Source organism: Pseudoalteromonas sp. A22 (genome assembly GCF_018141345.1).
GTDB lineage: Bacteria > Pseudomonadota > Gammaproteobacteria > Enterobacterales > Alteromonadaceae > Pseudoalteromonas > Pseudoalteromonas maricaloris.
In genome coordinates, this window is the sequence record NZ_CP047237.1 from 367,428 (window position 1) to 386,090 (window position 18,663).

At 43.9% G+C, this 18,663-nt stretch carries 16 protein-coding genes; 6 read left to right on the forward strand and 10 right to left on the reverse strand.

Features of this window, described 5'->3' with window-relative positions; all coding sequences use genetic code 11:
- Nucleotides 1-133 precede the first annotated feature (133 nt).
- From GSF04_RS01505 to GSF04_RS01520, 4 genes are read right to left on the reverse strand one after another with little or no spacing between them, the layout of a single operon-like run.
- A complete protein-coding gene (locus tag GSF04_RS01505) occupies nucleotides 134-3,247 on the reverse strand; it encodes a CusA/CzcA family heavy metal efflux RND transporter (RefSeq protein ID WP_211857273.1) in 3,114 nt (1,037 codons plus the stop codon).
- 12 nt (nucleotides 3,248-3,259) lie between these two features.
- On the reverse strand, nucleotides 3,260-4,987 hold the full coding sequence (locus GSF04_RS01510) for an efflux RND transporter periplasmic adaptor subunit (protein WP_211857275.1): 1,728 nt from the start codon (nucleotides 4,985-4,987) through the stop codon (nucleotides 3,260-3,262).
- Nucleotides 4,980-6,302, reverse strand: coding sequence for a TolC family protein (locus GSF04_RS01515; protein WP_211857276.1), 1,323 nt, complete (start codon nucleotides 6,300-6,302; stop codon nucleotides 4,980-4,982). Before GSF04_RS01515 ends, GSF04_RS01510 begins: the two co-directional genes overlap by 8 nt.
- A complete protein-coding gene (locus tag GSF04_RS01520; protein WP_211857277.1) occupies nucleotides 6,302-6,775 on the reverse strand; it encodes a DUF411 domain-containing protein in 474 nt (157 codons plus the stop codon). Before GSF04_RS01520 ends, GSF04_RS01515 begins: the two co-directional genes overlap by 1 nt.
- Before the next feature lie 660 nt (nucleotides 6,776-7,435).
- On the opposite strand from GSF04_RS01520, the gene GSF04_RS01525 reads away from it, so the two are divergent.
- The gene (locus tag GSF04_RS01525; RefSeq protein WP_211857278.1) at nucleotides 7,436-8,044 is read left to right on the forward strand and encodes a hypothetical protein; all 609 of its coding nucleotides are present in this window, start codon (nucleotides 7,436-7,438) and stop codon (nucleotides 8,042-8,044) included.
- 33 nt (nucleotides 8,045-8,077) lie between these two features.
- Here GSF04_RS01525 and GSF04_RS01530 read toward each other — a convergent pair whose 3' ends face one another.
- On the reverse strand, nucleotides 8,078-8,995 hold the full coding sequence (locus tag GSF04_RS01530; RefSeq protein ID WP_211857279.1) for a LysR family transcriptional regulator: 918 nt from the start codon (nucleotides 8,993-8,995) through the stop codon (nucleotides 8,078-8,080).
- A 116-nt stretch (nucleotides 8,996-9,111) separates the two neighbouring features.
- On the opposite strand from GSF04_RS01530, the gene GSF04_RS01535 reads away from it, so the two are divergent.
- Nucleotides 9,112-9,741 carry a LysE family transporter gene (locus tag GSF04_RS01535; protein ID WP_211857280.1) on the forward strand — a complete coding sequence of 210 codons (630 nt, stop codon included), beginning with the start codon at nucleotides 9,112-9,114 and terminating at the stop codon, nucleotides 9,739-9,741.
- A gap of 68 nt (nucleotides 9,742-9,809) precedes the next feature.
- On the opposite strand, the gene GSF04_RS01540 is transcribed toward GSF04_RS01535, so the two are convergent.
- Entirely contained in the window at nucleotides 9,810-10,844 is a 1,035-nt protein-coding gene (locus GSF04_RS01540) for an MBL fold metallo-hydrolase (RefSeq protein ID WP_130127326.1), read from the reverse strand.
- A 197-nt stretch (nucleotides 10,845-11,041) separates the two neighbouring features.
- Between GSF04_RS01540 and GSF04_RS01545 the strand changes: the two genes are divergently transcribed.
- Both GSF04_RS01545 and GSF04_RS01550 read left to right on the forward strand, forming a co-directional pair.
- Entirely contained in the window at nucleotides 11,042-11,653 is a 612-nt protein-coding gene (locus GSF04_RS01545; protein ID WP_211857281.1) for a TetR/AcrR family transcriptional regulator, read from the forward strand.
- A 120-nt stretch (nucleotides 11,654-11,773) separates the two neighbouring features.
- Nucleotides 11,774-12,484 (forward strand): DUF4336 domain-containing protein, encoded by a 711-nt coding sequence (locus GSF04_RS01550; RefSeq protein WP_211857283.1) that lies wholly within the window; start codon nucleotides 11,774-11,776, stop codon nucleotides 12,482-12,484.
- A gap of 129 nt (nucleotides 12,485-12,613) precedes the next feature.
- On the opposite strand, the gene GSF04_RS01555 is transcribed toward GSF04_RS01550, so the two are convergent.
- On the reverse strand, nucleotides 12,614-14,170 hold the full coding sequence (locus GSF04_RS01555) for an AbgT family transporter (protein WP_211857285.1): 1,557 nt from the start codon (nucleotides 14,168-14,170) through the stop codon (nucleotides 12,614-12,616).
- A 186-nt stretch (nucleotides 14,171-14,356) separates the two neighbouring features.
- On the opposite strand from GSF04_RS01555, the gene GSF04_RS01560 reads away from it, so the two are divergent.
- Together GSF04_RS01560 and GSF04_RS01565 are read left to right on the forward strand one after the other, a co-directional pair.
- Nucleotides 14,357-15,211: an HDOD domain-containing protein gene (locus GSF04_RS01560; RefSeq protein WP_211857286.1), complete on the forward strand. Its 855-nt coding sequence runs from the start codon at nucleotides 14,357-14,359 to the stop codon at nucleotides 15,209-15,211.
- Between the two features lie 124 nt (nucleotides 15,212-15,335).
- Entirely contained in the window at nucleotides 15,336-16,568 is a 1,233-nt protein-coding gene (locus tag GSF04_RS01565; protein WP_211857287.1) for a divalent metal cation transporter, read from the forward strand.
- Nucleotides 16,569-16,636: 68 nt separating this feature from the next.
- Here GSF04_RS01565 and GSF04_RS01570 read toward each other — a convergent pair whose 3' ends face one another.
- The 3 genes from GSF04_RS01570 to GSF04_RS01580 are packed head-to-tail and all read right to left on the reverse strand — an operon-like array spanning nucleotide 16,637 to nucleotide 18,603.
- Nucleotides 16,637-16,912, reverse strand: coding sequence for a YfcL family protein (locus GSF04_RS01570; protein ID WP_010377735.1), 276 nt, complete (start codon nucleotides 16,910-16,912; stop codon nucleotides 16,637-16,639).
- Between the two features lie 13 nt (nucleotides 16,913-16,925).
- The gene (locus GSF04_RS01575) at nucleotides 16,926-18,047 is read right to left on the reverse strand and encodes an ATP-NAD kinase family protein (protein ID WP_193522475.1); all 1,122 of its coding nucleotides are present in this window, start codon (nucleotides 18,045-18,047) and stop codon (nucleotides 16,926-16,928) included.
- Nucleotides 18,037-18,603 (reverse strand): elongation factor P hydroxylase, encoded by a 567-nt coding sequence (locus GSF04_RS01580; protein ID WP_211857288.1) that lies wholly within the window; start codon nucleotides 18,601-18,603, stop codon nucleotides 18,037-18,039. Before GSF04_RS01580 ends, GSF04_RS01575 begins: the two co-directional genes overlap by 11 nt.
- Nucleotides 18,604-18,663: the final 60 nt, after the last annotated feature.

Below are 18,663 nucleotides of genomic sequence, written 5' to 3' on the forward strand. Positions count from 1 at the left end.
CTGATCTCGGGTTAGTTAGGGTCCTAAGAGTCTTTTAACCACTTTTTCGATGTAATCGGGTTTTGCCAAACCAAAGTTTGCCGTTCAAGCGCTTAATATTACTGCACTTGAGGCAAACTTTTTCCGCTATCGATTAATTAACTTTCTCACGCCAACGGATCATCAACATATATACTACGGGTAACACCACTAAGGTAAGTAATAGCGCGCTTGCCATGCCGCCCACCATAGGCGCGGCGATGCGGCTCATTACCTCAGAACCTGTGCCCGAACCGTAAAGGATTGGCAATAACCCGATAATAATCGTTGCCACCGTCATCATGACTGGACGAATACGCTTGCCCGCGCCTTCTAAAATGGCATTGTTAATGGCCTCAACTGTCAATGCTTGCGGTTTATCTTTAAGCTCCCTTATGGCTTGGTTGAGATACACGAGCATGATCACGCCTATTTCAACCGCAACACCTGCAAGCGCTATAAAACCAACGCCTACCGCGACCGAAAAGTTAAACCCCTCAAGGTATAGTAACCACAGCCCACCAATCATCGCCATAGGTAACGTCGCCATGATGATTGCCACTTCGCTAAAGCTTCTAAAGTTCAAATAGAGTAAAACGATAATGATCCCAAGCGTGAGCGGCACCACATAAGTCAATTTAGCTTTAGCACGCTCCATATACTCGTATTGACCAGCCCAACTGATGGAGTAACCTGCAGGTAACTCCAACTGCTCGCTCAGTACTTGTTTAGCTGCTGCCACATAGCTGCCAACATCGACACCATCTAAATCAATAAACGTCCAACCATTAATGCGAGCGTTCTCGCTTTTAATGCCCGGTGGCCCGTTTTCAATATAGATAGTTGCCACATCACCTAGGGCAATATTTAATCCCTCGGCGGTGACTATAGGAAGCTTCCGCAGCGCTTCGGGAGAATCGCGTAAGTCTTGCGGGTAACGCAAACTAACCGGATAGCGCTCTTGTCCTTCAATGGTTTGCGTGACGTCCATTCCACCAATTGCAGTTGCGACCACTTGCTGGACATCAGCAATATTGAGCCCAAATCGCGCGGCTTTATCACGTTGAATATCGACCTTAATATAGCGTCCCCCTGCTACTCGCTCTGAATAGACCGAAGCGGTGCCCTTTACCTGACTCAGAATACGTTCAAGATCTTGACCAATATTTTGGATAGTATCTAAATCTGGACCTGCGACTTTAATTCCAACAGGCGTTTTAATCCCCGTCGCGAGCATATCAATACGCGTTTTGATGGGCATCACCCAAGCATTGGTTAAGCCCGGAAACTGCACTAGCTTATCGAGCTCTGCTTTGAGCTTTTCAGTGGTCATTCCCTCACGCCACTGATCTTTAGGTTTTAATTGAATAAAGGTCTCAATCATCGTCAACGGGGCAGGATCGGTTGCGGTTTCCGCGCGACCGATTTTACCAAAGACATTTTTTACCTCGGGCACCGTCGCTATCAACTTGTCGGTTTGCTGTAAGATCTCTCTGGCTTTACCAATCGAAATACTTGGATATGTAGTCGGCATGTACATTAAATCCCCTTCATCCAAAGGAGGAATAAACTCACTGCCGATTTTATCCATTGGATAAAAGCCAACGACAGTAATAACTGCAGCGGCTAACAACGTCAGCTTGGGAAAGCGTAATACTTGTTTCAACAAGGGCGTATACGCGCCAACCAACATTCGATTGATTGGGTTTTTATGCTCGGGCACAACTTTACCGCGAATAAAGTACCCCATCAGCACAGGAATAAGCGTAATGGCAAGCCCTGCCGATGCGGCCATCGCATACGTTTTAGTGTATGCCAGTGGTGCAAACATACGTCCTTCCTGCGCCTCAAGAATAAACACAGGTAAGAAGCTTACGGTAATAATCAACAAACTAAAGAACAGTGCAGGACCCACCTCAGAAGCCGACTTAGCAACGATTTCCCAGCGGTTTTCATCATTGAGTGGCGTTTTTTCCATGTGTTTGTGCATGTTTTCAATCATCACGATTGCACCGTCGGTCATCGCCCCAATAGCTATGGCTATACCACCAAGGGACATGATATTTGCGTTCACCCCTTGAAAATACATCACGATAAAAGCAACCAGAATGCCAAGTGGCAAAGTGATCACGGCAACCACGGAAGAGCGAATATGAAATAAGAACACCACACACACTAAGGCCACAACCACCAGCTCTTCGAGCAGTTTAGACCAAAGATTATCAATGGCTTTGGTGATAAGCTCGGAGCGATCGTAAACCGTCACCACTTCCACCCCTTCAGGTAAGCCGTGTTGTAGCTCCGCGAGCTTTTGTTTTACCCCATCGATGGTTTTTTGCGCGTTTTCTCCAAAGCGCATGACTACAACACCGCCAACAACTTCTCCTTCGCCGTTAAGCTCAGCAATGCCACGACGCATTTGCGGTCCAATATTGACAGACGCAACATCTGCTATCGTTAATGGCGTGCCTTTGACAGCTTGCCCAAGTGGGATAGCTTCAATATCTTTAACGCTTTGAATATATCCCGTACTTGTCACCATATATTCGGCTTCAGCCATCTCAATCACAGAAGCACCCGATTCTTGGTTACCGCGTTGCAACGCCTGCTGCACATGCGTAAGCGGAATACCGTAAGCGCGCAGTTTATTGGGATCAACCTGTACTTGATACTGTTTCACCATACCGCCAATCGGCGCGACTTCTGACACACCGGCAACCGATTGCAACTCAAACTTTAAAAACCAATCTTGTAGGCTGCGTAGTTGGCTAATATCGTGTTTGCCGGTTTTATCGACTAATGCATAAAGATACACCCAACCCACCCCAGTGGCATCAGGGCCCAACTGCGGTTTTGCCGCATCAGGTAATTGTGGTGCGACTTGACTTAGATACTCGAGCACACGACTGCGCGCCCAGTAAAGATCCGTTTTATCGTCAAAAATAACGTAAACATAGGAATCCCCAAAGAAGGAATAACCACGTACGGTTTTTGCGCCCGGGACGGAGAGCATTGCCGTGGTCAGTGGAAATGTCACCTGATCTTGCACCACTTGTGGTGCCTGTCCTGGATAAGGTGTTTTGACAATGACTTGTACATCAGACAAATCCGGAATGGCATCGACAGGCGTGTTTTTAAGGGTAAATAGCCCAGCCCCCACCAGCATAAGTGTCAGCAGTACCACAAAAAAGCGGTTGTATACTGACCAACGAATTATTGCTTGGATCATTGTAAACGCTCCTTAGTGGCCTGAGTGCATATTCATCGACATCTCACCTGCAGGTTTGATATCAGTCACCACAAATTCCTCACCCACTTCAAAGGTGAAAGTCACCTTCATTCCTGTCATAAGCTGGCTTAAATCAATGTGCTCAGCTGCAACAAAGTCCATCGTTGTTGCGGGACGGTCCCATTTTTCAATGGCGCCGCGAGAAATATTAAGCACTCGGGTGTCAGGGGTGATGGTGTTTATCACACCGCCCACTGTTGCTGTAGGCAGTGTATTTTCGGTCGTATTTCCTTCGGACATAATGTGAGTGCCAGTCAGTAATACGCTACCGTCATCTTGTTTCGTGGCTTCAAAATGCAAAGTCTGTCCAGGGCTTAATTCTTCAACATCGACACTGTCAGCCACTGAAAAATCCATCACCATTTCAGGCCATTCCCACTCGGGTACGGGCTGATGATCGATATTCACCACTCGACTTTCATAGTTCACGCTTTGAATTTCTCCTTCAATCCAAACTGACTTAGCCTCTGCAACTGGTGCCATACGCATAAAGTCAGAAGTAATGCTCGATTGAGAATCAATCAGGAATTGGGCTGACGTAACTATCTTGTCTCCTTCGTTAAGGCCATTGAGGATTTCAATGTTTTCATCACCAATTTGACCCAGTTCGACGGCAACCGATTTAAAGCTACCGGGTGCAACTTCAACGACAACACGGTTTTGTTTGGCGGTGCGGATCACAGACTCACTCGGCACTTGTAATACATCGTCACGAGAATCGGCATGAATGTTCACTTGCGCAAACATATTCGGCTTTAATAGCGCATCACTGTTGTCAAATCTAAGCCTTACTCTAAGTGTCCGTGTTTTTTCATTGAGTGAGGGGTAGACGTAATCGACTTGCCCTCGCCACGTTCTGCCGGGTAAAAAGTCTAACCTCATGGAAACCGCTTGTCCCTGAGCGACCAACATAGCATCACGTTCAAATACGTCAGCTTCGACCCAAATTTCGTCAAGTTTCGCGATACTCATGAGCGTTGTACCTGGTTTTACGTAAAACCCTTCTCGGATCTGGAGTCCATCCAACACCCCAGATTGACGCGCATAAAAGGTAATGCTTTGATGCACTTCACCCGTTTTTTTAAGCGTATTGATAAAGTCATCACTCAGGTGCAATGCTTTGAGCCTTTCGTGCGCTGCGTTTATCAGCGCCTGATTATTACGCTTTCTAGCAATAAGATATTCTTCTTGCGCATTGACCAGTTGCGGCGAATACAAGGTGTACAGAGGTTCGCCTTGTTTCACCGGATCTCCTGCTGCTTTCACGTAGAGCTTTTCAACCCATCCCTCAACTCGAGGGTGAATGTGAACTAAGCTATCTTCGTTGTACTGAACATACCCAACAGTCCGGATTTGGTGAGACATCGCTTGACGCATGGCCACCGCAGTGCGAACGCCCAAGTTGTTTTCAACGTGAGGCGCTATCTCCACAACCCCCTCACCAAATTTTGCATTCGCAGACTCTTCTTCATACACAGGCACAAGATCCATTCCCATCGGAGACTTACCTGGCTTATCACGACGATAGTTCGGATCCATAGGCGCGACCCAATAAAGTGGCGCTTTCTCAGCGTTTTGCGCTACCGCAGATTCGTTACTTGAAGAGAGGTTCATCCCAACTAGCACACCTGCCGTTAATGTCGTGACCGCAACCAGCGTCATTTTTAAGTTGTTATTCATGGCTTGCACCCTCTTCAATTTGAGCCAAATAATAGTTACTGCGTACTACCGCTTTTAACAATGCAATATCAATGGAAAGCGCTGATAACTGCGCATTCAGTTTCGCGATGCGCGCCCTCACTACCTCGGAAAAGTCCCCATCGTCATTGGTATAAGCGGTCAATGCAGCTTCGGCCTGTTCAGCGCTTTGTGCCACAATTGATTTTGCGTATAGCGATTGCCTTTCTTGCAATCGTTGGATAGTTTGAATTTCTCCATTTAAGTTTGAAAACAGCTGCTTTAGCACCAGCAACCGGTCGGTTTTACTCGCTTCAACTTGTGCGGTCGCTGCCGCTTTTTGCTGGTCTTGTTTTCCATCTGTGAATAACGGAACGTCGAATGACACACCAACGCTGAAAAAGTCAGTGCGAGACATCTGATCCGGCGCATCATCCCGATATGCGTAACTCGCATTGACGGAAAACTGTGGTTTATATGCCTGCTCAGCTAACTTTACCCCTTGATTGGCGCGGTATGTATCAACGTCGGCGGCAACAACCAACGGGTGATGAGTCAAATGTTGTACTACAGCTTGGCTATCAACTGGACGTTGCTGCATCAACTTTGGCGCAATTGAGCGGATCAACGGCAGTGTCACTTCGTTTTGTTCAAGGACACTCAGTGCATTTGAATTAGTGAATGCATCATTTAATAGCCATTGCGAAAGCTTTGCCTTAGCGGTGTTAAGCTGCTGATAAGCCGCGGAACGCTTGTCGTCTAATTGCATCACCTCAAGCTGAGCACGGATCACATCTTGCTGGCGTGTTGCACCCAGCGCATTGGAGTAGCTAGCATTGGCTATTTCTACCATTTGGTCAAACAGCACACTATCGCGTTCAATCAGTTCTAACGTCTTTTTGGCTTGCACAATATCAAGCCACACCTGAGAAACATCCCGGCGCACTTGCGCTTTTCTATCCGCTTGTAAAATCGGTTGCTTTTTAGCGTCAAGTGCCAATTGCTGACTCTTAATTTCGAGGCTATCTCCTCGTGGTAACATCTGCATCACGCCAACTTTAAGCTGAGTCATCCCCTCTTGATTAAACTCCCAATTATCAACAGGCAGATTCATCATACCGATGGACACCTGAGGATCAGGATAGCTTAGCGCTTCGCGGCTCATAGATTGCATCGCAGAACGCTTGTATTGGCTAGATTTAAGCCAAGGATCGTTACTGATAGCAGCATCTATCGCTTGCTCTAACGTTGCAATATTGGCCTGTGCTATCTGTGGCAGTATCAGTGTTGCGATAAACAGGGAAACTTTAATTGTCATTAGAATTGCTCCTCATAGCTGTCGATTTCAGCAAAAATCTCATAGCTCCCATCTTTTTTAAGTAGCAATACTTGATAAGGCATAAAACGCTCGCCAACTTCCATACCAGGCGATCCAAGTGGCATAGCCGGCACACTCAAGCCGATATTTTGTGTGTCTTGAGTTAACGTTTCGTTTTGCAAAAACTGTTTAATAAACTTGGCAGGAACATGCCCTTCAAAAATAAAACCATTTTTAGAAACTCCGGTGTGACAAGATTGATAATTTTGCTTAATACCAAACTTACTCTTAAGTGAGCCAAGATAATTTAAATCGGTGGCTTTGTGCGCGATACCTTGCGCAGTTAAATGGTTTAACCACAGCTCACAACAGCCGCAGGTTGGGGATTTAAAGACTTCCAATTCTATATTGGATTTACCGTATGCCATGGCACTCATTAGCCATAGCATCATCACTAAATAAAACTTTTTCATGCTAACCTCGCATGCAATACCAATTACGTTAGTGCAACAGGTATCAATCAATTCGTTGAAAATTACGCCAAAAAAGACGATTAATCGTACAAAACTTTGAAATTAAGGCAGATCTGCCCTGAGGTTAGGCTAGTATTGGGGGTTTATAAAGAGAGCGAGGATAGTCGCTAAGCTGACCACTTGTGAAACTTAATTTATCGTTTTTCAGTACAATAGGCGCTACCCACTCTCTTGGCGAAAACGCTGCAAGATTTGTGGAGCACATATGTGTGGGGCAAGTACAATCGCTGCATTGTGCTGTGTTCTGAGGGTCACAACAATCCATCTCAACCATCATTTCATGATGATGAGGCTCTGCCGATTGCAAGTTACTTTGAAGCATTTGATGACTTGTTTCATGACTAGTAGCGCCATGCATTTCACATGCTGCCATAGAGGCAGCCGCGTTTTGACCACTTAGTGTAGCCACCACGAACATTGTGATAAGTAAACGTAAGAATACTTGCAAGGCACTTTTCCAAATCAAATAAGCGGAGTAATAATAAAAATCTAACCAAAGAAATGCAAGTAAATAGACCAACCTCGTTATTATTTTCTTTCATCATTGATATACTAGAGCCCAATTCTAAAAAATTATTCCGACTCAAGGATATGAACGTTATGAAATTTGCTTCAGTAGCTACTATTTTGGCGTTAGTTGTTTCGAGCAACGTCAATGCCGCAGACTATGGAGACTTTGGTGTCTCAATATATGGTGGCAAAACTTACAGCAGTGATATCAAAACTTCGCGCCATCAAAAGTATGAATTAGAAGACGATTCGCACTTTGGATTAAGTATCGATAAATATGTACCTGTAGGCCGTTATGGCTTCTACTACGGAAAAACTGAGACCCAACTTACCGCTTATCCGCTAAATAAAGTGGAAATGGAGTATCTATTATTTCAAAGTGCGGTGGTACGCCCTCTCACAGACAACTTAGATGTTTATCTAGGCTTACAGCTTGGTGCGACCTTTGTTGACCCTAATTTTATCGACTCAGATACTTTCTTTGCATCAGGGTTATACACGGGTTTTGAATACAACCTTGGCGCAGGTTTTCATCTTGGTGCTGAAGCACGATGGATTGCAACTATCCTCAACAACAACTCTAAAGTCACTTGCGATGTCGACCCAGAAACCCAAAATACCTGTAGCTGGCACTTCGACAATGAGGTAATGAGTCAATATCAAGCGAGCGCAACATTAAGTTATCGCTTTTCACTGTAATTATTACGAGCGGGTTTTAATATACAGTAAAACTCAACAACCCCTGGTAAGTCGCTGTACAATAAAGTCAGCAAAAATACTCACCTTTGCAGGAATATGGCGAGTTGCTGGATATAGCATCCACAGCTCGCCTGAATAGTGAGTCTCAAATTGCCATTCAGGTAATACCTGTATCAACTCCCCTGACGCTAACGCACCTTTAGCTACAAACACAGGTAAGCTTGTGATCCCAAGCCCTTGCAGCGCAGCATCTAACCTCACTCGAGTATGATTTGCTTTATAGCGCCCGTTAACTGGCGTTGTGAGTTTTTGTGTGCCTTTTCTGAATCGCCACTTAGCATCAGCATCCGTTTCCCCTAAGGCAATACAGCTGTGTTGTACTAGTTCTTTAGGGTGAGTAGGAATTGAGTGGGTCGCAAGATATTTTGGTGATGCCGCCACTATATGTTCTATTATCATTACGCTTCTACCGATTAAGCCTTGTGGAGGCTCGTTGGTAATTTTAAATAGAATGTCTATTTCATCACGGATCAAATCCAACGCGTTGTCATCTAGCACCAAATGAACGTCAATATTTGGAAATTCGCCTAGAAGCGCCATCACATTTGGGTGAATTAGCGAATGTGCGACCGCTTTTGGCGCTGCGATTTTTACTGTTCCTTGTGCCGTTTGATGATAGCTTTCACAAAGCGAGATGACGTCTTTGGCGGCTTGTTCCAATTGAGTACAGCGCTCATATACAGCCCTTCCTGTTTCGCTCAATCTTAAGCTACGTGTGGTACGTTGAAGTAAACACACCCCCAATTGCTGTTCAAGTAGTTTTATGGCACGACTCACTGACGACGGCGAGATACCTAATTGCCGAGCACTTTTGGAGAAGCTTCCAGTATTCACTACCGAAACAAAAATCGACATTTCTTGCAGTAGTTCAATATGTTTACTGGTCGTCATAGCTCTCCCATTTGTGCGCTCTACGCAAAAGTTATTTCTATTTTTAGATTATTATCTTCCTAGGAGAATGAAAATACAATGTTCTCAATTATTCAATATTATATTGGGAGCTTATTATGGTGCAGTATTGGCCTGAGTTTGTATCATTAGCCATCATTCATTTTGTTGCAGTCATCTTGCCAGGCCCTGACTTTGTTATTACAGCCAGACAAAGCTTAAAATACGGCAGACTACATGGCGCAATGACCGCCTTGGGGATTGGCACTGGACTTAGTGTTCATATCTTATATACCTTACTTGGTGTCGGCGCACTGATGCAGGCCTCACCTTGGGTTTTACAAGTAGCTAAATTAATCGGTGCTGCGTATCTTATCTACATCGCTATTCAATTGCTCAAAAGTGCAGGAACAATTGAACTGGATGCAGAAAATGCCCAAGCTGATGTAAGCTCACAGTCGCTCAAAAAAGCCTTTAGTCTTGGTTTTTTAACTAATGCAACCAACCCAAAAGCAACCCTGTTTTTCTTAGCCATAGTGACCAATGTCGTCAGCCAAGGAACTCCGTTACATATTCAACTTTTTTACGGCGCTTGGATGTGCAGTGTTAACGCTTTATGGTTTATCTGTATCAGCTTATTATTCTCAGCTCCATCTTCCCGCGCTTGGTTCTTGAACAAAATGAACTTGGTTGAAAAAGCACTTGCTGTTTTGCTTATGGTCTTCTCATTAAGGCTGTTGATTGCTTAACACATGTAAGCCAAATAAGGGTTTCCGCATCATGCGTTAGCCCTCATTCAATCACTAAGATATGGATATTAGGGCATCAGCGCTTCCCACCAGCTGCTACTTGATAGCGTTTCTGATAGCGTCAACACTTCACCTACAACAGGTGTTACCAGCGCCACTTGATTTTGCTCTGCTGCGATTTTCACTCTTGCGAGCGGATCAAACCAAGAGTGAAAAGCCAAGTCAAAAGTACCATTATGAATGGGGATCATATGCGTTCCTCGCAGATCTATATGAGCTTGTACGCTTTGCTCTGGCGTCATGTGAATATCAGACCAATCTTTATCATAGGCGCCGGTCTCTACTAAGGTTAGGTCAAACGGACCAAGCCGTTCACCTATTTCCTTAAATCCAGCAAAATAACCAGAGTCTCCACTAAAAAAGATATTTTTGTCTGCTGTGCGAATAGCCCACGCTCCCCAAAGGGTTTTATTTGCATCTCCAAGTCCACGTCCAGAAAAATGCTGAGTAGGTGTAAAGGTGAGTGTTAACTCAGCGGTCTCTTCAAACTGCCACCAGTCAAACTGCTTTATTTTCTCGGCGGGAACTCCCCACTTTTGCAAATCACCTTCTACACCCAAAGGTACATAAAATACCCCCACTCTGTCTGCTAATCGCTTTACGCTTTCTTTGTCTAGGTGGTCGTAATGGTTATGTGAAATCAGCACCTTATCAATTTGAGGCAATGATTCAATAGTAATAGGTGGTTGATGAAAACGCTTTGGACCAATAAATGAAAATGGTGATGCTCGTTCAGCAAAAACGGGGTCAATCAGAAGATATTTCCCTTGCGCTTTAATAAGTACTGATGAATGTCCCAGTTTGATAACGTGAGTGTGCGTATCAGAAAGTGCCTTTAAATTCTCCTCAGTGAGCACTTTTACTGGCATATCAACCTTCGGCACCGCATTGACTTTTTGCTCGGTAAAAAAGCGCCAAAAAATTTCCAGCGTCTTACCTAGGCTCGTTTTATTCGTTTCATGAGTATTATGAAATTTACCATCACTATATTGAGTTGATGAATACCCACTTTGATTTACCGCAGCATTTAAATTAGAAGCCATAACTCCTCCTACTCCTATCAGCAAGACCACAATCAAGCCAAACCATGTTCGCTTTTTCATATAACCACCAAAAGTAAACTACACAGTGTAGTTTACACATCAAGAATAGAAAGTAAACTAAGCAGTGTAATTTATTTTAGTTTTGCTAGAATGTGGAGTATCCATTTGTTGATATTCCCTTGCCTGTAATAGATAAAATGAAACAATCAGAAAGAAAGCGACTGCAAATTCTAGAGGCTGCCCAACAGTTATTTGCTCAGCACGGTGCTCAAAATACCAGTATGGATCTCATCGCAAAGCACGCTGAAGTGTCTAAACGAACGATCTATAACCACTTCGAGACCAAAGAGCTGCTACTGTATAACGTACTTGAACACATGATGCTTCAAGTTGACCAAGGTGATATTTATCAATATCGACCCGATGTCTCGATTGCAAAACAACTTCAAGAAATCGCTTTACGAGAAGTCAATCTGCTCACCTCTGAATCATTTATCAAAGTGGCTCGCGTGGCATTTATCGAGTTGTTGCAAGACTCTACATTGGCTGCGCATTTCAATAACAGTAAAGTAGGTTGTATGCGTTATTTAGAAACGTTTTTAGCCGATGCTGTCGCTAACAATGCACTGTATATCGAACATCAGGCATTCGCAGCACAACAGTTTTTATATCAACTCAAGTCTTTTATCTTTTACCCACGGCTTTATGGATTTGATCTCACAAATACGGAGGAAACGGACTTTATTGTAGAGCAAAGCGTTGCGCTTTTTATGGCGAGATATGGGACTGGACAACGCGCCCAAGATTAATGATAAGGTATGCAAATACAAGGATTTAAATAAATTTCATACAATCTTGCATAAGGCTATATTTTAAACAAAAAACTTCCCTGATATAGTCATCCACGCTAACAAGAGTAAGGAAATCAGATGAGCGAATTAATTGCAATTGGTAAAAACATTTGGATCCACAACGGCCCAGCTGTACCATTCTTTGGCATGCCATACACTACCAGAAGCACCATAGTAAAGCTTTCTTCTGACGCATTATGGGTCCACTCTCCCGGAAAATTAACGGAAGGATTACTGAGTGAATTGACGCAACTTGGGCAAGTGGCCTACCTAATTTCTCCAAATAAACTTCATCACCTATTTATGGGAGATTGGCAGGAAAAGTTCCCACATGCGATTATGTTTGCTTCTCCAGGTGTCGACAAAAAACGGCCTGATCTTACTTTTCAGCGCCAACTGGGCAACATGGCAGAACCCGAATGGCAAGAAGATATTGAGCAACTCATTTTTAAAGGCAGCGCGGTGATGGAAGAAGTCGTATTCTTCCACAAAGAGAGCAGTACATTAATTTTGACAGATCTTATCGAGAACTTTCACCCTAGCCACTTCTCCGGTTTTAAAAAAGTATTAGCGAAAATCACTGGGATTATTAGCCCTAACGGTAAAACGCCCATAGACTGGCGAACTTCGTTTGTGTTTGGGAAGCAGCAGGCCCGAGCCTGTTTTTCAAAGATGGCTGCTTGGCAACCTCAATATATCGTGATTGCCCATGGTGAATGCATTGAAACAGGCGCTGGAGCATTTTTAAACCGCTCATTTTCTTGGTTGGGTATCAATAAAGCCGCGTAAGGCGCAATGCAAAATAACAGAATATAAAAAGCGCTGTCATGTCAATGAACAGCGCTTTTTGTTACTTAATCTAAAATTTGGATCAGGAGTTCATTGTTTTAAGGATCCCCTGAAGTTACATTCCTCAAATTACATTCCAGCTGGATATGCATAACTCGCTTGTAGACCTAGTGGAATACCAAGCATCCAGTAGATCAATAAGAAGATGCTCCAACCAATCAAAAAGGCGATCGAGTAAGGCAACATCATCGCTATCAATGTACCTATTCCTGTCGACTTAACGTATTTCTGGCAGTAAACCACAACCAGTGGGAAGTAAGGCATAAGCGGAGTGATTATATTTGAGCCAGAATCACCAACACGATAAGCCGCTTGTGTTAAATCAGGTGAAATACCCAATTGCATTAACATCGGAACAAAAATCGGCCCCAGCAATGCCCACTTCGCAGAGCTTGACCCTACAAATAAGTTTACAAATGCGGTCAAGAAGATAATACCAACTACAGTAACATAGCTTGGCAGCGCCAATGCTTTTAATACTTGAGCCCCTTCAATAGCAAGCAATGCACCCAAATTTGAATGGCTGAAGGCACTGATGAAAAGTGCACAGAAAAACGCCATAACAATATAGTAAGACATGCTATTCATGGCTTTAGTCATGGCATCAATCATGTCTTTTGAGGTTTTAAACGTACCGACAACGAAACCGTAAACCGCACCAGGGATCCAAAACAGTAGGAAGATAAGTGGTACAATTGATTGCATTAACGGCGCACTAAAATCAGTTAAAGCGCCCGACGGGCTGCGTAGTGCTGAATCATCGCCGCTTGATGCATAAACCAATAATGCAATACCTGCTAACATCACCATAGACGCCACCACAAAGCCCTTTTTTTCTTTGCTTGTGATCTCATCAAACGAAGGCAAGCTCTCTGTATCGCCGTCAATTTCTGTCGCTTTTAGCCTTGGCTCTATGATTTTATCAGTGATATACCAACCTAATAAAATAATGAATAAGCTCGATGCTGAGGTGAAAAACCAGTTGTTTAGTGGGTTAATCGCGATTTCTGGATCGATGATCTGTGCTGCACTTTGAGTAAAGCTTTGTAGCAACGGATCGATACCTGAAGGAATAAAGTTCGCGCTAAATCCGCCGCTTACGCCAGCAAATGCCGCAGCAATACCCGCAAGAGGATGTCTTCCCATCGCATAGAAGATGACACCGGCAAGCGGAATAACTAACACGTATCCAGCATCTGTCGCCGTGTGGCTTACAATTGCGATAAGAATAATAGAAGGAGTTAGTAGTGCTTGAGGCGTGCGTTTAAGCATGATTTTAAGGCCAGTATTGATATAGCCAGAATGTTCAGCAACACCCACACCTAGCATAGCAACTAGCACCACGCCTAATGGCGCAAATCCCGTGAAGGTTTTTACCATCGTTGCCATAAATCCGGCAAGCGCATTTGGGTCTAATAAATTGTGAACGACAATCGCCTGATTGGTTCTTGGATCAATAGCGCTAAATTCTACGCCTGAAATTAACCAAGATAGCAGCCAAATCAGCAACATTGCTGATAAGAAAATGATTGCAGGATCAGGAAGTTTATTCCCCACCCGCTCTATCCCGTTTAAAAAACGGGTGATCGCAGAATTTTGCGAGTTCGCTTGTTGTGTTTCGTGCATACCATTGCCCTAAGAAAAAAATTGCTTAACCATAACTTAATATTTACATGTTAAGCAAGAAAACGTGCCTATTGACGAGACACTTTGCCGAATTAGTAGTCGACTTGGTATTTTTTTGTCTCAAGTCAGTGTTCAATAAAGAATTTACGCTATGCTTTTTATATGTCTGAAATTAAGGATTTTTAGATGATAGATCTAGACGACAAAGTGTTAGCTGACGTCAAACATGGTTTTAATTTACCGCCTAAGCCCGCGCTGATAAGCGAGTTGCAAGCAGCACTTGCTGCACCAGATCCAGATCTGAACGACATCGCTTCTATCATCGCTCATGATGTCAGCACCTCAGCCGCGGTGCTAAAAATCATCAATTCCCCACTGTACGGTTTGGCAAGAACGGTCACTGATGTAAAACAGGCTGTCGTCTTTCTAGGTCTAGACTCTATTAGTACGCTTGTGACCGGCTTTTTGCTCAAACAAACCTTTGACCAACGTAAATGTTGTATCAGTTTGGAGCGGTTTTGGGATAACGCTTCAGACATCGCAGATAGCATTATGGTGATTGGTAATAAACTTAAATCGCGTGTTCCTATCGAAAACTTGCACTTACTAGGCTTATTTCATGACGCAGGGATTGCCGCTATGGCGGTAAATTACCCCGATTATATGGAAACGCTCATTGCCGCTAACAAAGATTATGACAAGCTGTTAGTCGAGCACGAAGAAGAAAAGTACGAGACCAATCATGCTATTATCGGCTACTTCCTCGCAGCTTCCTGGAATTTGCCACAAAGTATTTGTCAGATGATTTTATGCCATCATGACCCTGAGTTTTTGGGAAACTGTAAAGACGACGAGCAGAAATTAGCTTTCGCTGCTCTAAAAATGGCTGAAAATTTTGTACATATCAATAAACGTTTTGTTGCCGCACCTGATTGGCATTTAATGAAAGCAGATGTATTGAAAGTTTTAAATTTAGATGAAGATGATTATCAGGACATCAAAGAAGACCTAGATGAATACTTTTTAGAGCAGGATGAGTAAGCGACTAGTTATCTCACATTCAACACCGTCTGTGAAATGCGACTCAACGACAGTGTTGCGGCAATTCTTAAAACTTCGTAGACTGGCAGCAAAATTAAAATAACAAAGACTTAAGGAATTTACATTGCCAGCGCTGCTATCTCTTAAAGGCAAATTTGCCATCTTTGGGCCTGGAATATTAATGGCAACTGCTGCTATCGGTGGTTCACATCTCGTTTCGTCAACGCAGGCTGGGGCACTATTTGGTAGTCAATTGATCTGGCTAATTGTTGCCGTTAACTTGCTCAAATATCCCTTTTTTAAATATGCAGTAGAGTACACAAGCCATTCTAAGCATAGTGTCGTCGAAGGTTATCACGCACATTACCGCTTCGGATTTAAGGTTTTTGTGCTACTCAATATTTTCGCAGCCATTGTAAATACCGCAGGCGTGCTATTACTTACCGCAAGTCTTCTGAGCTACTCGCTGCCATTTCCAATAAATATTGAATTGTTAAGCTTTCTACTTTTGGCTAGCTGCTTGGCAATCTTATTGGTTGGGCATTACAAAATACTCGATGTGACTAGCAAATGGGTAATGATAATTTTGACCATTTCCACGGTTATGGCCCTTGCCATTGCGGCTAATAATGGTCCGGCCCATCCAGCCCCTATTGATCCGGTTTCCCCCTACGACATCGCACTACTGGGCTTTTTAGTTGCCTTGATGGGTTGGATGCCCGCACCAATCGAGATTTCAGCCATTAATTCGTCTTGGCTAAAAACGAAGATGACTAAACAACCGCTAACAAGTAGCCAGATCCTACTGGATTTCAAGGTGGGATATTTTGTAACGCTGGGTCTGGCGGTCGTTTTTTGTTTACTCGGTATGCTAATGCAATACGGTCAAGAGAAGCCTGTGGAACTCGCTGGTGTTGCGTTCTCACAGCAGCTCATTGATATGTATGCTAATACGATTGGCGAATGGGCCAGATGGCTAATTGCTGGCGTCGCATTTTTATGTATGTTTGGAACAACCATCACGGTGTTAGATGGCTACTCCCGAGTGCTTAGTGAATCGCTTCAGTTGTTACGACCTAACACAACGAAAAAGAGTTACACGCTCATTCTATTGCTACAAGCAGCGCTTGGTATGGCCGTGGTGCTGTTTTTTAAAGCCGACTTAAAGAGCATGCTAATGTTTGCCATGAGCTCAGCGTTTGTCACTACTCCTATCTTTGCTTGGATGAATTTAGGATTAGTGAAAGGTGAGATCTATCGCCGTCAACCAATTTATACCAAGGTTCTAACGGGACTGGGGCTGGTTTATTTAGTGGGCTTTGCACTGTTGTTCATCTATTGGCGATTTTTGATGTAAAGCCAAAAGAGGCTGAGTAGCAGACGCAAATTAGACTTCTAGCATCTGCTACACTCGAGCGAAGTGCATTATTTTAGATTTTGCACCTGCTCCCAAATAGAAACTACGTGCGCTTTATCATCGTCATTTAGCTCTCCATTTCGGTATGCTTTTACCAAGCTGCTCTCAACTTTGGCATTTAACTCATCAATCGAAAGATCTGCTTCTTCTACTTGTGCATAGCCTACCGCTAAGTCAAAGTGACCGCGTAAATAGCCGCCAGCAAATAGTTCGTCATCGCTCGCTCTATCAACAAGCTCATCAAAAAACTGCTGCGCTTTCTCTACATATTCTACTAAAGACATATTTATTCCTAAATTATTCTTGATGGCCTATGGCGTACATTACATGGTCATTGAATCCAGTGATCACTTTAATAAATCCAGCTAAGGACTCATCAAGCTGTTCGTCACCGGTATCAGCAATTAAAGGACGACCATTTAAGGCCTTTAATTTCGATTTTGTGGCGATAAGGATAATATTATCTTTACCGATTTTTTTGATGAGGTTAGGGCTTAGCTGCTGATTACCGCGGCCAAAAATGTGTCCTTGCCCACCAATTAATGTGATCACTAGCTTTGTTTTGTCATCAGCAAGCGACAACAATTGCTGCGCGGTTTGATCTTGCGCGATCAGCGCTTGGTCCCTTACAACATCAACACCAAGAAGTGTATTATCAAGTCCCATCTCTTCCATCACTGCTGCAACGGTAGAACCAGATCCCATGATATAGGTTTCGTCTTCTTCCATTTCGGCAACCACATAGGCGGCGATATCTGCTAACACTAATTCATCGCTTTCTTTGCCACCGTTTTTCACCGCTTGAACATATCTCAGCTCGGTCGGCACTTGCATTTCACCAAATCGTTTAGCACGCACTGTCCCTTCACGAAATGCAGCTTCATCAATGTCCATCACATCGGCTTCGCCAATGGAGACGAGCTCTCCGGTAACCAAAAGTTCAACGACTCTACCAGCTGCTTTTGGCGTTATCGCGTATACGCCGCTATGAATTTTGCACCCAGCAGGGATCCCAAGTACAGGACATGAATCACCCACCGCGTGGCAAATGTTACGGGCAGTACCATCGCCACCCGCAAACAAAATCAAATCGACACCGAGCTGTTGCATCATTTGCGCTGCGGTCTCGGTATCTTCAGGACGAGTTACCGTGCTTTGAGTTTGATAAATCACTTGGGTGTTAAAACCTAGCTCTTTTGCCGTACGCTCCCCCATCTCACCGTTAACGGTAAATAGTTCGATGTTTTGTTGATGTGGAAGTAATTGTGTTAAAGCCGTTTTTGCTCGCTGATTAGCGCGAGGCTCTGCGCCTAACGCCAATGCTTGTTGGGCTGTTTCTGCGCCATCGCTACCTTTTAGTGCAACGCTCCCACCAAGCCCAGCCAAAGGATTGATGATAAGTCCAAGCTTAAATTGCATCGTCAAACTCCATGCTTAGCTCTGTCGGGATATCCCAGTTAAATTGCTGCTGGCGTAAAGGCCAAGGTGTATTATAAAAATTGCTTAATGCGTTGAGAAGTTGAGTCGTTCTGGTATTAAATTCACTTTCTAATAAAGCTAGCACTTGCTGATGCACCCGTTGTTGAAAACTGAAACGGCAAGTTTGTTCACCGTTGAGGTTATCAACGGAAACATTAAATGAAAAACCAGCTGCGACACTTAACGCCCACTCAATCGCTTGTGGTTTCACTTCCACTTTTTCAAATTCGAGCTGCTGCGCTTTATCTCGTCCATCAGGACAATACCAGTAGCCGTAATCTTCGAGTTGCCGACGTTCTTCGCCCGCAACAAGCCAGTGCGCTACTTCATGCAAAGCACTAGCATAAAAGCCATGAGCAAAAATAATGCGGTGATGAGGGTGTGATTCATTTGCAGGTAGATAGATAGGTTCGTCGCCGCCCACTACCAGCTCCGTGTTGAGCGTGTGCAGAAATAATCCATTAAAAACAGCAATGAGGTCTTCTATTTTATGCATCAACATCCGCCACAAGTCTAAACTGGGCGCAAATTGTAAGGTTTTTAGCGGCTAAAGTAA